This window comes from Sphaerisporangium siamense, from assembly GCF_014205275.1.
GTDB lineage: Bacteria > Actinomycetota > Actinomycetes > Streptosporangiales > Streptosporangiaceae > Sphaerisporangium > Sphaerisporangium siamense.
In genome coordinates this window covers 84,619-98,487 of the sequence record NZ_JACHND010000001.1, presented here as the reverse complement: position 1 = coordinate 98,487, position 13,869 = coordinate 84,619, and the positions used below count along the sequence as shown (strand labels likewise).

13 protein-coding genes and 2 pseudogenes are annotated in these 13,869 nt (G+C 71.4%); 4 read left to right on the top strand and 11 right to left on the bottom strand.

Going from position 1 to position 13,869, the window contains the following annotated elements:
• The first annotated feature begins 33 nt into the window (after positions 1-33).
• Positions 34-912, top strand: a complete 879-nt coding sequence (locus tag BJ982_RS00475; RefSeq protein WP_184875482.1) for an alpha/beta fold hydrolase — start codon at positions 34-36, stop codon at positions 910-912.
• A gap of 43 nt (positions 913-955) precedes the next feature.
• Here BJ982_RS00475 and BJ982_RS00470 read toward each other — a convergent pair whose 3' ends face one another.
• From BJ982_RS00470 to BJ982_RS00460, 3 genes are all read right to left on the bottom strand, one after another.
• Positions 956-1,765, bottom strand: a complete 810-nt coding sequence (locus BJ982_RS00470) for an IclR family transcriptional regulator (protein ID WP_203959116.1) — start codon at positions 1,763-1,765, stop codon at positions 956-958.
• Positions 1,766-1,864: 99 nt separating this feature from the next.
• Positions 1,865-3,196, bottom strand: coding sequence for a M20 family metallopeptidase (locus BJ982_RS40175; protein ID WP_184875480.1), 1,332 nt, complete (start codon positions 3,194-3,196; stop codon positions 1,865-1,867).
• A 324-nt stretch (positions 3,197-3,520) separates the two neighbouring features.
• Complete coding sequence (locus tag BJ982_RS00460; RefSeq protein ID WP_203959117.1) at positions 3,521-5,056, bottom strand: M1 family metallopeptidase; 1,536 nt, start codon at positions 5,054-5,056, stop codon at positions 3,521-3,523.
• Between BJ982_RS00460 and BJ982_RS00455 the strand changes: the two genes are divergently transcribed.
• From BJ982_RS00455 to BJ982_RS00450, 3 genes and pseudogenes are all read left to right on the top strand, one after another.
• Entirely contained in the window at positions 5,055-5,780 is a 726-nt protein-coding gene (locus BJ982_RS00455) for a MaoC family dehydratase (RefSeq protein WP_239123030.1), read from the top strand. The genes BJ982_RS00460 and BJ982_RS00455 overlap by 2 nt on opposite strands.
• Before the next feature lie 74 nt (positions 5,781-5,854).
• Positions 5,855-6,058: pseudogene (locus BJ982_RS40820) on the top strand (acyl-CoA dehydrogenase family protein); the annotation flags it as partial.
• A complete protein-coding gene (locus BJ982_RS00450) occupies positions 6,009-6,362 on the top strand; it encodes an acyl-CoA dehydrogenase family protein (protein WP_203959118.1) in 354 nt (117 codons plus the stop codon). The pseudogene BJ982_RS40820 and the gene BJ982_RS00450, both read left to right, overlap by 50 nt.
• Here BJ982_RS00450 and BJ982_RS38760 read toward each other — a convergent pair.
• From BJ982_RS38760 to BJ982_RS00410, 8 genes and pseudogenes are all read right to left on the bottom strand, one after another.
• Positions 6,356-6,790 carry a GNAT family N-acetyltransferase gene (locus tag BJ982_RS38760; protein WP_311772303.1) on the bottom strand — a complete coding sequence of 145 codons (435 nt, stop codon included), beginning with the start codon at positions 6,788-6,790 and terminating at the stop codon, positions 6,356-6,358. The genes BJ982_RS00450 and BJ982_RS38760 overlap by 7 nt on opposite strands.
• Positions 6,782-6,955 (bottom strand): annotated as a pseudogene (locus BJ982_RS00440) (low molecular weight phosphatase family protein); the annotation flags it as partial. The pseudogene BJ982_RS00440 and the gene BJ982_RS38760, both read right to left, overlap by 9 nt.
• A gap of 113 nt (positions 6,956-7,068) precedes the next feature.
• Complete coding sequence (locus tag BJ982_RS00435; RefSeq protein ID WP_184875478.1) at positions 7,069-7,566, bottom strand: MarR family winged helix-turn-helix transcriptional regulator; 498 nt, start codon at positions 7,564-7,566, stop codon at positions 7,069-7,071.
• Positions 7,567-7,603: 37 nt separating this feature from the next.
• Complete coding sequence (locus BJ982_RS00430; protein ID WP_239123031.1) at positions 7,604-9,184, bottom strand: amidohydrolase; 1,581 nt, start codon at positions 9,182-9,184, stop codon at positions 7,604-7,606.
• Positions 9,181-9,864, bottom strand: coding sequence for an ABC transporter ATP-binding protein (locus tag BJ982_RS00425; protein WP_184875476.1), 684 nt, complete (start codon positions 9,862-9,864; stop codon positions 9,181-9,183). Before BJ982_RS00425 ends, BJ982_RS00430 begins: the two co-directional genes overlap by 4 nt.
• 15 nt (positions 9,865-9,879) lie before the next feature.
• Positions 9,880-11,727 carry a branched-chain amino acid ABC transporter ATP-binding protein/permease gene (locus tag BJ982_RS00420; protein WP_184875474.1) on the bottom strand — a complete coding sequence of 616 codons (1,848 nt, stop codon included), beginning with the start codon at positions 11,725-11,727 and terminating at the stop codon, positions 9,880-9,882.
• Positions 11,714-12,571, bottom strand: a complete 858-nt coding sequence (locus tag BJ982_RS00415; protein ID WP_184875472.1) for a branched-chain amino acid ABC transporter permease — start codon at positions 12,569-12,571, stop codon at positions 11,714-11,716. Before BJ982_RS00415 ends, BJ982_RS00420 begins: the two co-directional genes overlap by 14 nt.
• On the bottom strand, positions 12,571-13,776 hold the full coding sequence (locus tag BJ982_RS00410) for an ABC transporter substrate-binding protein (RefSeq protein ID WP_184875470.1): 1,206 nt from the start codon (positions 13,774-13,776) through the stop codon (positions 12,571-12,573). Before BJ982_RS00410 ends, BJ982_RS00415 begins: the two co-directional genes overlap by 1 nt.
• Between the last annotated feature and the right edge of the window lie 93 nt (positions 13,777-13,869).

Sequence of the window (13,869 nt, the reverse complement as noted above, 5' to 3'; positions counted from 1 at the left end):
CCCACCCGATCCCCCCGAGCATTGGAGCAACCCATGACTTCCAGCACCATCGTTCCCACCATCTGGACCGAACTGGCCGGCGTCGACTTCCGGGTCGCCACCGTCGACGCCGGCGGGGTGCCGACCCGCTCCCTCCAGGCGGGCGCCGGCGAACCGGTGATCTTCCTCCACGGCACCAGCGGCCACCTGGAGGCCTTCGCCCGCAACATCGGCGACCACGCCAGGCGGTACGCCTGCCACGCCATCGACATGCTCGGACATGGTTACACCGGCAAGCCGGACTTCCCCTATGAGATCCCCCGCTACCGCGACCACCTGCTCGCCTACATGGACGCCAACGGGATCGAGTCCGCCCACATCGTGGGGGAGTCACTCGGCGGATGGGTCGGCGCCCGTACGGCGATCGACGCGCCGGAGCGGGTCGCCTCCCTCCAGTTGCTCTGCGCCGGAGGCACCGTGGCCAACCCGAAGGTCATGGAGCGCATCCGCACCACCACCCGGCAGGCGGTCACCCGGGACGACGTCGAGCTGACCCGGGCGCGCATGCGGCTGCTGATGGCCGACGCCGAGGACGCGACCGAGGAACTGGTCGCGATCAGGCACACCATCTACCACCGGCCCGACTTCGTCGCCACCATCGACAACCTGCTGTGCCTGCAGAACATGGAGACCCGGCTGCGGAACGTCCTCCGCCCGGAAGACCTCGCCCGGATCACCGCGCCCACCCTGATCGTGTGGGGCCGTGACAACCCCTTCGGCGAGGTACCCGAGGCCGCCGCGATGCACGAGGCCATCGCGGGCTCGGAGCTGGTGCTGTTCGACGCGTGCGGCCACTGGCCCCAGCACGAGCAGGCCGTGCGCTACAACGAGGTGAGCCTCGCCTTCCTCGCCAAGCATCCGGTCTCCAGGTGAGCGACCAGAGTTCTCTGAGGCGGGCGGCCGTCCTCCCGGGCGGTCAGCCCGTCGCCTGGAGCGTGCGGGAGATGCCGAGTGCGGCGGTGCGCAGCGCGGCCGTGAACCGGTCCTGGTTCATCCGGAACGTGGGGGCCGTGATCGACAGCGCGCCGGCCAGCGTGCCGGCGTCGGCGAAGACGGGGACGGCCAAGCTCGTGTAGCCGAGCCTGGTCTCCTCGACCTCGACCGCGAGACGTTCGGCCCGGATCCTGTCGAGCTGGGCCAGAAGCCGTCCGGGCTGGACGATCGTCTTGTGGGTCAGGGGAGTGAGGCCGTGCCGGACGACCTCGTGGAAGAGCACCGGGGATGAGAAGGCGATGATCACCTTCCCGGTGGCGGTGCAGAACAGGGGGAGCCGCCCGGCGACCCGGGACTGCTTGCGCAGTCCCCGGTGCACCATCAGCTTCTCGACGTACAGCACGTCGAGGCCCTCATGGACGGCGAAGTGGACCGTCTCCTGGGTGGCGAGCAGCAGGTCCTCCATGTAGGGCAGGGCCGCCTCGCGCAGGATCCGCTGCCGGGGCACCCGCTGGCCGATCTCGAAGAGCCGCAGGCCGAGGCGGTAGCGGTTCCCCGCCCGCTCCAGCACCCCCCAGCCGAGCAGTTCCTGGGCGAGCCGGTGCACGCTGGCCTTCGCCACCCCGGTGCGCCGGACGAGCTCCGCGAGCGAGAGGGAGTCGTCCTCCGCCGTGAACGCTTCGATGATCAGGCGCGCCTTGCCCAGGACGGAGTTCATCGCCTCGGCGTCGCCGGTGCCCGCGGGAGTGGTGCCCGCCGCCGAGCCGGGACGGGCGAACGGAAGCGTCGTCATGGCGGGAACCTCCCGGCTGCTTCGGAGACCTGTGAGAAGTTTGGTGCGTTCCGTCCGGATCCGCCACCCCCGGCCGTCATGACGGGGACACCGTCCCGGTCACACGCCCACCTCTGATCGGGACCGGGTGACCGTGGTGACGGCGGTGCGGATCAGATGGCGGGTGAGCCGTTCCATCTCCCGGACGTCGGCGGTGTTCATCCCCATCGAGAAGTCGATCTCGAACGGCACGTCGGTGACCTTGGGCATGCCGATGCGCACGGTCGGGATTCCCCGGCTCCGCAGGATGTTGGCGTCGGTCGCGCCGCTGTTGCCGCGGATCACCTCGTGCGGGCGCCCCTCCATGGCCTCCCAGGCGGCGGTGGCGCTGCGGACCACCCAGCTTCGCGGGTCGGAGGCGGTGCCGGGGACGGCGAGCACCATCTCGAACGTCACCACGGTGCCGGGCAGTTCGGCGCGGATCTTTTCGATCGCGGCGCCGAACTCCCGCTTGGCCCGCATGGGAGTCGTGCGCGGGCTCAGGCGCAGGTCCACGAGCAGCCGGCACGTGGCCGGGGTGACGGCCGCCATGTGCGGCCGGCCTCCCTCCACCGCGGCGACGATGCCCTGGGGGGCGACCGTCCCCCCGGTGTGCCGGTCGGTATAGCCGGCGAACCACTCCTCCAGCCGTACGGCGACCTCACCCGCCCGGGCGATCGCGTTCTCGTACGGCAGGCGATGCCGTGAGCCGACATAGGTGTGCACGCCGTGGACGGTGACCTCGAACCAGGCCAGCCCCACCTCCTCCGCGGAGACCGTCCAGCCGGGCTTGGCGATCACTGCGAAGTCCGCCCAGACTCCCTGTTCGAGGAGGAACGAACAGCCGACGCCCTGCCCGACGTTGCGCCGCCCGCCGCCGGGCGGCGCGTTGACGGGCATGCCGCCGGCCCCGAACGCGACCAGCAGGTCCCCGGTCAGCGGCAACCCGGCGCGGTGGACGGCCTCGGCGGCCATCAGCACGCAGGCGGCGTGGCCCTTCGGGTTGCCGGCGCCGAGCCCGATCACCAGGTCGCCCTCGACGCGGGCGGCCGGCCGCATGTCGGGCCGTGCTCCGGGGCCGGCCCACGGGACGTCCTCGTCCTCCCGGCCGGTGGTCAGCGTGTCGAGCGGCGCGTACAGCATGAGGTCCGGGCCGGTGCCGTCGCCGCGCAGCCGTCCCCACGCGTTGGCCTGCCGGTCGTCGAGCGGCTGGGTCGCCGCCGTGATGCCGGCGGCCACCAGGGTGCCGGTGATGTGCTCGGCGAGGCGGCGTTCGCCGCCGGTCGGGCTGGGGACGTTCACCAGGCCGCAGAGCAGTTCTCGCAGCCGTGCCGCGGTGACATGCCGCCAGGCCGCCGCGACCTGGTCACGCCGGTCGCGGTCGAGGCCGGCCAGTCCGTCCGGGGCCTTCACTGGTTGATCCGGCGGACCTGGGTGTCGCTGGCCCGGGCGAACCAGCGCCAGAGCACCGGCGCCGCCGCGAGGACGCCGCAGACCAACAGGATCAGCGGAATGCGTGGCATGGGATCTCCTCGGGGGTCACGTCGTGCCGCGCGCGGCCCGCCTCCCGGCGGGCTCCTGTCGCCTCGGCCATGTCGCGATGATCGCCCCAACGCAAGAGCTTGCCCATGGGAACGTCCCGTTCAGCGGAACAGAGTCCCCTCCTGACCACCGACCGGCCGTACGGGTCTGGGTCCGGTTGCCCTGCTCTGCCGTACGGCAGAGCTCAAGGCCGGCTCATCGCGTGGGCTTCCAGTCCGGGTGGCCCGGCATCCGCGGGGTCGTGGTGTCGTAGATCCAGCTGTTGATGTAGCCGGTCAGGTCCTTTCCGCTCACCCGGTTGGCGACCTTGATGTAGTCCTCGGTGCCGGCCGAGCGGCCCTTGAACTCGCTGAAGAAGCTCTTCTCGATCCGCTGGAACGTGGCCTCGCCGACCAGCTCGCGCAGGCCGAACAGCATCAGCAGGCCCGCGGTGTTGGTGCCCACCAGCACGTCGCGGGCGTGCTTCATGTTCCCGGGCGGGCCGGATTCGACGCGCTTCTCACCGTCGAACTCGTAGCGGGCGCGAAGGCCCCGTCCGGGGTCGTCCAGGTCCCGGTACCCCTTCTCCACGGCATAGAGGACCTGGTAGAACTCGGCGTGACCCTCGCTGATCCACATCTGGTTCCAGTCGCGCACGGCGACCGCGTCGCCGAAGTACTGGTGGGCCAGCTCGTGCATCATGGTGATCGCGTCGTCCTGCATGGCCTCCTTGGTGACGCGGCCCTCGGGGTCGGTGCCGGTCAGAGACTGCACGGCGTGGGTGGAGATGGTCGCGGTCTCCAGGGCGACACCGTTGTAGTCGCCGGGTACCCCGAGCACGCCGTAGGTCTCGAAGGGGTAGGGGCCGAGGTGCTTCTCGAGCCAGGCCATCTGGGCGGGGATGCCGTCCACGAGCCTGCGGGTCTTGGCGGCTTGGCCCGTGGCGACGTAGCTGCGTAGCGGCATACCTCCGGGCCCCGTGCCCTTGATCAAGGTGAAGCGGCCGACGGCCGCCTGGACGACATGGGTCGGGATGGGGTCGCGGGTGGTGAAGGTGTAGGTGACACGACCCGCTTTCTCCTCGCGCGAGCGCAACGTGCCGTTGGCGACCGCCTGCAGGCCCCTCGGGACCGTGATGCGGAAGGTGACCTTCGCCTTGGCGCTGGGGTGGTCGTTCGAAGGGAAGAACATGTGGGCCCGGTCAGGCTGGCCCAGGACCGCGAATCCGTCGTCCTTGCCGACCCAGGCCGTGCGGTGCGGCTCTTCGCCAGGGGGAAACGCGGGAGACTGCGGATTGGCGCTTCGGTCCACCCGGAAGGAAACCTCCACGCGGAAGGAACGGCCCTGGGGCAGGACCTGCTCGGGGGTGACCAGCAGCTTTTCCCCCGAGACGCGGAACGCGGCACGACGGCCGGCCACGGTGACGGCGTCGATCCTCTCCACCGCCGCGTCCAGGCTGAATGACGACAGGGCCTGAGTCGCGACGGCCTCGATCCGCACCGAGGCGTTCATCTTCGTGCGGCCGCTCCTGTAGTCGTAGCGCACGTCGTAGGAACCGACGTCGTAGCCGCCGTTGCCCAGGTAGGCGAAGAGCGGGTCCCCGGCGCTCTGCGCGCCCGGCTCGGCCGTCGGGGACCGCGTGGCCGCCGGTGTCGAGCCGCCACAACCGACCGTCGAAGACACCATCGCGGTCACGGCCACCGCGGCCGCCGCCCGGACCGCCGACGTACGGGAAATTCGGATGGAGAACATGGCCGTCATCCTGCGCGAGCCGGGTATCCGCCCTGTCGAAGCCGCGTATCCGCTGTCGCTCGGCTCTGTATCACCTGTGTGTCAACCGAGACGCGCCATGTTCCGAACCGTCTGTGTGTCGTACCGAAACTCCTCGGGTAGCAGACTGGGAAAGAAGCCGACCGAAGAGGAGGTCGAGATGACCACCGAATCGGCAGAGCGGGTCTCGTGGCCGGGCCGCTACTTCGAGGACTTCTCCGTGGGCGACATGTACCGGCATCCGCTGGGGCGGACGGTGACCGCCACGGACAACGTATGGCAGGCGCTCCTGACCCAGAACACCATGCCGGTGCACTTCGACGCGCACTATGCGGCCCAGACCGAGTTCGGCCGGCGCCTGGTGGACTCGACGTTCACGCTGGCGCTGGTCACCGGTCAGAGCGTCACGGACGTCTCGCAACACGTGATGGCGAACCTCGGCTGGGACAAGGTGCGGCTGCCGAACCCGGTGTTCGAGGGCGACACGATCTACTCGCAGTCGGAAGTGCTGTCCGTACGGGAGTCGCGCTCGCGCCACAACGTGGGCATCGTGACGGTCCGCACCATCGGCTTCAACCAGCGTGGCGAGATCGTCATCGTCTTCGAACGCACCATGATGATCTACCGACGGGGTCACGGGCCCGACGTGACCGCCGTGCGGCCGGTCTGGGACGAACGAGCACGGCGGGCGGTACCGGGGCCGTGAGAGCCGGAGCGTGGCTCCGCACGCGCTAGGTGCGCCGCGTCCACTACGCCGCCAACCAGGTCTGGTACAAGGGCATGCGGATCCCCGCCGACAGCCTGATCGGCGAGGAGGGGCACGGATTCCGCTACGTCATCGACGGCTGGAACGCCGAACGCATCCTGCTGGCCTCCGAGGCCATCGGCGACGGGTACTGGTTCCTCGACCGGGCGGTCGCGTACGCCAGGGAGCGTGACGTCTTCGGTCACCCCATCGGCGCCGACCAGGGCGTGCAGTTCCCGCTGGCCCGCGCCTACACCCAGGTCGCCGCGGCGGACCAGATGCGCACCCGCGCGGGCCGCCCTGTTCGACAGCGGGCAGCACAGCGGCGCCGAGGCGAACACGGCCGAATTCCTGGCGAGCGAGGCCGGCTGGCAGGCGGCCAACGTCTGCCTGGACATCCACGGCGGCAACGGCTTCGTCGACACCTGGGACGTCGAACGAAAGTTCCGCGAAACCCGCCTCTACCAGGTCGCCCCCGTCAACAACAACCTGATCCTGGCCTTCCTCGGCCAACACGTCCTCGGTTTACCCCGCTCCTACTGACGGACCATGATCGCCGCCACCGTAGCGGCTGTCACTGGCAGGAGATCCGAGGACCGCCCCTGGAAACGGCCCTCCGCTCCGCTCCGGACGGTTTTCCCAGGGGCCCGCCCCTTCGACCCCGAGGTGAAGGACCGCGGGGCCGGAGATCGCATGCGTTCGGCAACAATCTCCGCGTCGGCTCGCATAAGCCCTGTACCGTCCGCGACCCAGCCGAGCACGTGGCCGGCCTCGTCCAGGGCGACGTGTCGATGGCCGGGGAGCTTGGCCGAGTCGAACTGTTCCCAGGTGGGGGCGGTCGTCTCGAAGGTGGCTTGGCCCTCGTCGATGCCGAGCCGGTAGATCGCGAGGACTTCGGCGGCGTGTTCGGGCGTCATGGGCACGATGCGCGACGCGGCTGAGTCCGTCCCGGTTCGAGCGGAGGGAAGGATCTCGGCGATCAGGGCGCGTACCCTCGTCTCGATCTCGTCGCGGATCGGCCGGACGGCGTCCACGCCTTGCTGGGCGGGATCGTCCAAGCGCCAGTCGAAGTAGCGCTTGCCCGGGGAGAACGGGCAGGCGTCCCCGCAGCCCATGGTGATGACCACGTCGCTCGCCATAGGCCGGGGGCGATTCTCGCGTCGGCTCCCAGGCCCCTGCGCCGGACGTCGGCAGGGGCCTTCTTCAAGAAGATCTGTTCCAGAACAGGGGCAGACGACAGGCAGCCCGGTCAGGAGCTCTCCAGGTGCTCCAGGATTCGCTTCAGTGAGGTGGCGAGTTCGCGGCGGCGTTCGCTGTCGAGTTCCTTCACCACGAACGCCTCCTGCCGGTTGAACTGCGGGAACAGCTCCCGCATCAGCCGGTCCCCTGTCGCGGTGAGCGCCAGCATCACCCGGCGGCCGTCCGTGGGATGGGGGAAGCGCCGCAGGTGCCGGTAGGACTCCAGCGTCTTGACCACGCCCGTGAGCGTGCCCTTGGAGATGCCCGCCTCGGCGGCGACGTGCCGGGGCTCGCTCTCGCCCCAGATCCACACCACCCACATCACCACGAACCCGGTCCAGGTCAGGCCTGTGTCCCGCAGCACCGTCTGCTCCAGGTGGTTGCGGATGGCCGAGGAGGCGCGGTAGATGTTCGACACCGCCCACATGGCCTCGGAATCGACGTTCAGGCCGCCCAGCCGCTGGCCGATCGCCTCCTCGGTCTGGCGCAACGTGTGGTGTCCCGTCATAGCGCGAAAGTGTAGTTCGGCAGCGAACGGTCGCGGATCAAGGACGGGACCAGACGATCCGGCCGTCGAACACGGTCAGCTCGACCGGCGCCACCACGACGTCCGCGGCGTCCGTCGCGCCGCTCACGCACAGGTCCGCCGCCTTGCCCTCGCTGATCGTGCCCTTCCACGCCTCGGCGAAGTCCTGCCGCGCCCCGGCGACCGTGTACGTGGCCAGCGCCTCCTCCAGCGTGATCCCCTCGCCGTCCCGCGCGACGAGCGCGGACACGCCCACCCGCCAGTCGGGGCCGGTCACCGGGGCGTCGGAGCTGCACGCGGTCAGCACGCCCGCGTCGATGGCCGACCTGGCCGGCCATTCCCGCTCGGCCGCCTCGGCGCCGAACATGTCCCGGGTCGTGTTGGACTCCATGGCCTGCAGCACCGGCTGCAGGTTGATCCCGTAGCCCAGCTCGCCGAGCGTGGCCAGGGCGGACTTGGAGGCGAACTGGCCGTGGATCACGTAGTGCCTGGCGTCCGGCCTGGGGTGTTCGCGGGCGATCGTCGCCAGCGCGTCCACCACGGCGTCGATGCCCCGGCTGCCCACCACGTGCACACCCGCCTGGAGCCCGGCCACGTGCACCAGGCGCAGGATCTCGTCCAGCTCGGCCACCTGCTCGGTCTCCGTCGCGCCGTGCGTGCACAGCGAGCCGTGCCCGCCCGAGGGGTACGCCTCGCGCATCCACGCGGTCTCCGTCGGCGGGATGCCGTCGGCGAACACCTTCACGCCGAGCAGGCGCAGCACCCGTTCGTCCACTCCGTCCAGGTCCTGGGGCAGGTCGGCGAGGTACGCCTGGGTGTCGGCCACGGACGCGCCGGACATGGGGCTGGGCAGGCCGAGCACGCTCACCCGCGCGGTCAGCTCGCCCGCGCGCGCGAGTTCCGCGTACGCCGAGAGGACTCCGGCACCCATCCCGCCCGCGAACGTCGACCCGCCGCCGGGGCCGAGCCCCGGCTCGGTGAAGCTGGTGATGCCGTACCCGTTCAGCTCGGCCACCACGTCGCGCAGCACCCGCGTCAGGCCGCCCGCCGGAGGCGGCACCAGGCGCTGCACCAGCCCCTGCTCGCCGTGGTGCAGCAACCCGTCGCCGTCCAGCCCGGCCAGTTCCAGCGCCTTGGAGTTCACCCAGGTGGTGTGGCCGGAGAAGTCCTGCAGCACCACGGGGTGGTGCGGCGCCACGTCGTCCAGGTCGGCCTTGCCCGGCATGCGGTGCTCGGCCAGGACGCCGGGGTTCCAGCCGGTCCCGCGGATCCACTCGCCGGGCCCGGCCTGCCGTACGGCGTCGGCGACCGTCTCGCGCACCTCGGCGATCGAGCCGAGCCCGACGTTCAGGCAGAGCGGCGGGCTGAGCAGAGCGTAGCCGCACGCGTGCAGGTGGGAGTCGTTGATGCCCGGCAGCACGACGCGGCCCCGCAGGTCGACCACTTCTGCGCCGGTCCACCCCGCGGCGTCGCCGACGTGCACGATCTTCCCGTCGCGCACCGCCAGCCCCGTCGCGTACGGCCGCGCCGGGTCCATCGTGAGCACGCGCCCGTTGACCAGTACCAGATCTGCAGTGTTGTCGGCGTTCACGAAGTTCACGAATCATCTCCCAAATATGCGCGCTTCAGCGCGGCGTCGGACTCGCGCAGCGGCGCGGGGTCGCCGCCGTACGTGATGGTTCCGTGTGCCATCACGTAGGCCGTGTCGGCCAGGGCCAGCGCCGCGTGCGCGAACTGCTCTACCAGTAGTACCGCGCAGCCGTCGTCGGCCAGCCCCCGGATCACCGGTAGCAGGCGGCGCACGATGCCCGGGGCGAGGCCCAGGGACATCTCGTCGAGCAGCAGCGCGGCCGGGCCGGTCAGGATGGCCCTGGCCAGGACCAGCATTTGCTGCTCGCCGCCGGACAGCAGTCCCGCCCGCACGTCGAGCCGTCGTTCCAGCTCGGGGAACAGCTCCACGGCGCGCGCGGGGTCGCCGACCAGCGTGATGTTCTCGCGGGTGGTGAGGGTGCCGAACACGGCGCGGCCCTGTTCCACGTGCGCCAGCCCGTACCGGGCCCGGCGGGTGCGCGGCCACTTGGTGAGCACCTGGCCGCCCAGCTCGATCTCGCCCTTGACGGCCGGGACGACGCCCGAGACCGCTTCGAGCAACGTCGTCTTGCCCGCGCCGTTGGGCCCGAGCAGCACCGTGACCCGGCCTTCGCCGGCGGTCAGCGTCACGTCCCTGACCACCGGCTGGCCGCCCCTGGCCACGCTCACGTCCCGCAACTGGAGATCCATTGGTCCTTCCTCCGGTCAGGTCGTGGGCTCTTCGCCCAGGTAGGCCCGCTGAACCCGGGGCTCGGCGAACACCTCGGCCGGTGGCCCGGCGGCGATCACCTCGCCGAAGTCGAGCACGGTCACGCCCGAGCACGCCGCCCTGACCAGGTCCAGGTCGTGCTCGATGAGCAGCACCGACGTGCCGTATCTGGAGGGCACCTGCCGCAGCCACGCGCCGAGCCGCTCGCTCTCCGAGTGCCCGAGCCCCGCGGCCGGTTCGTCGAGGACGGCGACGGCGGGGCGGGCCAGCAGCGTGCCCGCCACCTCCAGCAGCCGCCGCGTGCCCACGTCCAGCGCCGCGATCGGGTCGCCCGGCGCCACCGCCACCAGCCCGGCCAGCCCGTCGGCCAGCTCGGCGTCGCCGAGGGGCCGGCGGGAGGCGAAGCGCAGGTATTCGCGCACGGTCAGCCCCACGGGCACCCGGTCCTGCTGGAACGTCCTGCGCAGCCCGGCCCTGGCGCGCCGGTGCACGGCCAGCCCGGACACGTCCACGCCGCCGACCTCCACCGTGCCGCCGCCGGCGGGGACGAAGCCGCTGATCGCGTCGACGAGGGACGACTTGCCCGCGCCGTTCGGCCCGACCAGGCCGTGCACCTCTCCGGCGGGCACGGTGAGCGTGACGTCGTCGACGGCGACCACCTGCCCGTACCGCACGCTCACCCCGGTGATCCGCAACGCGTCCGGCGCGTCACGCGCCACCTCCGCGCGCGTTTCCGCAGGTGGCGGCGCGGGTGCGGCTGAGGGGGACGGTGCCGCGGCGGGGGAGTCGGGGGCGGTACGGGGACGGCGGCGCCGGTGGAGCACCGCGCGCAGGCCGTCGCTCATGCCGGACCCCTGCGTCATCGCCTGCATCGCGCCGACCGCGAACACCACGTTCGCCCACTGCTGCGGCACGTCGAACCGCCGCAGCAACTCGGCGACCACCACCCCGAGCGCGCCTCCGATGAGCGCTCCCTCGGCGTGATGAGCCCCCGCCATGATCGCCACCGCGTACGCGACCAGCGACTGGCCGGGATCGAAGTTCCGCGACACGACCATCGCGAGCTGCCCGGCGAGCAACGCGCCCGAGACGCCCGCGATGAACGCGCTGACGGCGAAGGCGCTCAGCTTGGCCCCGGGCACGCTGGTCCCGGCCGCCGCCGTGGCACGCTCGGACTCCCGCAGCGCCCGCCACGAGGCCCCGAGCCGGGTGCGCCGTACCAGGGCCAGCGCCACGGCCACCAGCGCGAACACCCCGCAGCAGAACAGGAAGTACTGCCGGTCCGAGCCGAGCCCGGCGGGCCGGCCGACCACGATGCCCTGGCTCACCCCGGGGAAGGAGTTGGCGGCCATGACGATGTCGATGGTGGCGGCGAAGCCGAGCGTGATGATCGCCAGATGGACGCCGCGCAGCCGCAGCGCGGGCAGGCCGATCAGCAGGCCGAACGGCACGGCGGCCAGGCCCGCGAGGGGCAGCCACACGTACAGGCCGCCGGGCACGCCCCACACGTTGAGCTGGGAGGTGGTCCAGGCGCCGATGGCGGCGAAGGCCATCTGGCACAGGGAGACCATTCCCGCCTGACCGGCCACCACGCCGAGGCTCTGCAGCAGCACCCCGGAGATCACCGCCGACATGGCGAGGAACACCCAGTAGAGCGGAAGCCCGGCGGCCAGCCCGTAGGCGAGCACCGACAGCACGACCGCGCCTCCGGCCCACCGCACGACGCCGCGCGCGGCGAAGGCGCGGATGCCGCCCTGCGCGGCGCGGGGCTCAGCGGCGATGCCCGTCTCCGGGGCGCCGGCCGGCGCGGACCGCGGGGCCGTCGATTCGTCAGCGGGACGCATCCCACACCTCCCTGCGCCGGCTCCACACGAGAATGAGCAGAATGGCCGCGAACGGCACCACGTCCCGGTACTGCTGCACCACCGACGACCCCGCGAGCACTCCTTCCAGCAGCCCGAGCGCGATCCCGCCCGCCAGCGCTCCGTCGAGCCGGCGCAGCCCGCCGAGCAGGGCCGCGGCGCACGCGGGCACGATGAGCATGCTCAGCGAGAGGATGTCGCTGGAGCGCACCGGCGCCACCAGCAGCAGCACCAGCGACGACAGCGCCCCCGCCAGCGCCCACACGGTGATCGTGAGCGCCTGGGTGCCGATGCCGAGCAGTTCGGTCGTGACGGGCCGCTCGGCCATGGCCCGCAGGCGCAGCCCGAGCGGCGTCCGGGTGAGGAGCAGGGACGTGCCCACGCCGATCACGACGGCGAGCAGGATGAGCACGACGGCCCCCTGCGTGACGACCACGCCGGCGACCGTGGCGACCCGCCCGGCGGCCGGGTTCGGCAGGACGCGCGGCTCGTCCCCGAACGCGATGTAGGCGAGCGCGATGATGCCGATGAGCTGCGCGATCGACACCGCGGTGCGCGTCTGCGGCCCGCTCTCGGCGAACCACCGCGTCATCACCGCGCCGCACCCGGCCGACACCAGCGCCCCCGCCGCCATCCCCGCCAGGGCGGCGGCCCAGTACGGCCATCCGATCCCGGCGAGCGCGGCCATCACGTACACGCCCGCCACGCCCGTGGCCGCGATGGCCAGGTTCACGGTCGCGGTCAGGCGGTACATGGCGGTGAGCAGGAGGCCGAGGGCGGCGAAGGTGCCGCCCGCGGCCAGCCCGGAGACCAGGCCCTGGAACATCAGCCGAGCGTCCCGGGGTACTTGACCCAGTCGGACGTGACGACCTGCCACTGCCCGTCCTTGAGCCGCACGATCTTCCCGGCCCGGTTGGACATGTGCTTGGCGGCCTGCCCGAACTCGTACGGGGTGCCGGTCATCGGCGTCTGGATCGGCTGGAGCGCCTTGAACGCCTCCCCGACCGACTGCCGCGTGATCGGGCCCTTGATGCTCTTCAGGACGTCCACGAAGTACGTGGCCGCCAGGTAGCCGCCCTGCCCGAACGAGGTGAGGGGCACGTTCTTGGCGGTCATCAGCGTGCGCCAGTCCTTGAGCGCGGCCGACTCGGCGTCGGTGAACGGCTCGAACTCGGCGTTGGCGTACATCCCGTCACCGTCCGCGCCCAGCGCCTTGCCCACGGCCTCGGTGTACGGGGCGGTGGTCATGAGCCAGTCGATCCCGGTGATGTCCTGCTGCTTGACCACCTTCATCCAGGCGATCGCCATCGGCTCGGTGCCGTTGTACAGGACCGCCTGGCAGCCCTCCTTCCTGGCCCGCAGCACGAACGGCGTCGGGTCGGAGTCCGGCTTGACCGTCCGGTCGTCGACGGTGAGCTTCTTGCCGGTGAGCGTGGTCCAGCTCTTGACGGCTCCGCCGTAGGCGTCGTTGGTGTTGCCGAGGATCGCCAGGAACATGCAGACCTTGTCCCGCTTGAGCACCTCGGAGGCGTAGTAGAGGTTGATGGCCATGTTCAGGTAGGGCCCGGTGTTCACGGGAGAGATCGCCGGCGACTCGAAACAGGTCGGGTCCACGCCGGTGCCCTGGATGGAGACGATGTTCGACTGCTGGTAGAAGGGCGCGTTGACGGCGCAGTCGAGCAGGCTGGCCGAGCCGACCAGCGCCACGACGCCCTGGTTGGTGACCACGTCCCTGGCCGCCTGGGCGGCCGCGGCAGGGTCGCCCTTGTCGTCGGCGCTGATGTATTCGATCTTCTGGCCGTTGACGCCGCCCTGCTCGTTCACCCGGTCGAAGACCGCCTTGGCGGCGGCGGAGGAGTCCGGGAACGTGACGGCTCCGCTCAGCGAGCTGACACCGCCCACCTTGATCGTGCCGGTGCCGCCGCCGGTGCCGCCGGGGGAGGCGGCCGAGGGCTCGTCGGACAGGCCGCACCCGGTGGCGGCGAGCGAGATCGCGAGCAGCAGGACGGCGAGTGCCCTCTTCGGAATCATGGGCGAGCCTCTCTGGGAATCGTGGAGGGATCGTAAGGCTCCAAACGACCTGTTTCAAGAGCTCGATTGATGAAGATCGTTCGGGTATGAAGG

Excerpts from the sequence above, each read along its gene's own strand:
- BJ982_RS00435 (WP_184875478.1), bottom strand. The coding sequence starts at position 7,566 with ATGACGGGACACCACACGTTGCGCCAGACCGAGGAGGCGATCGGCCAG.
- BJ982_RS00425 (WP_184875476.1), bottom strand. The coding sequence starts at position 9,864 with ATGGATCTCCAGTTGCGGGACGTGAGCGTGGCCAGGGGCGGCCAGCCG.
- BJ982_RS00415 (WP_184875472.1), bottom strand. The coding sequence starts at position 12,571 with ATGTTCCAGGGCCTGGTCTCCGGGCTGGCCGCGGGCGGCACCTTCGCC.
- BJ982_RS00470 (WP_203959116.1), bottom strand. The coding sequence starts at position 1,765 with ATGACGACGCTTCCGTTCGCCCGTCCCGGCTCGGCGGCGGGCACCACT.
- BJ982_RS00455 (WP_239123030.1), top strand. The coding sequence starts at position 5,055 with ATGGCCGTCATCCTGCGCGAGCCGGGTATCCGCCCTGTCGAAGCCGCG.
- BJ982_RS00410 (WP_184875470.1), bottom strand. The coding sequence starts at position 13,776 with ATGATTCCGAAGAGGGCACTCGCCGTCCTGCTGCTCGCGATCTCGCTC.
- BJ982_RS00420 (WP_184875474.1), bottom strand. The coding sequence starts at position 11,727 with ATGCGTCCCGCTGACGAATCGACGGCCCCGCGGTCCGCGCCGGCCGGC.
- BJ982_RS00460 (WP_203959117.1), bottom strand. The coding sequence starts at position 5,056 with ATGTTCTCCATCCGAATTTCCCGTACGTCGGCGGTCCGGGCGGCGGCC.
- BJ982_RS00475 (WP_184875482.1), top strand. The coding sequence starts at position 34 with ATGACTTCCAGCACCATCGTTCCCACCATCTGGACCGAACTGGCCGGC.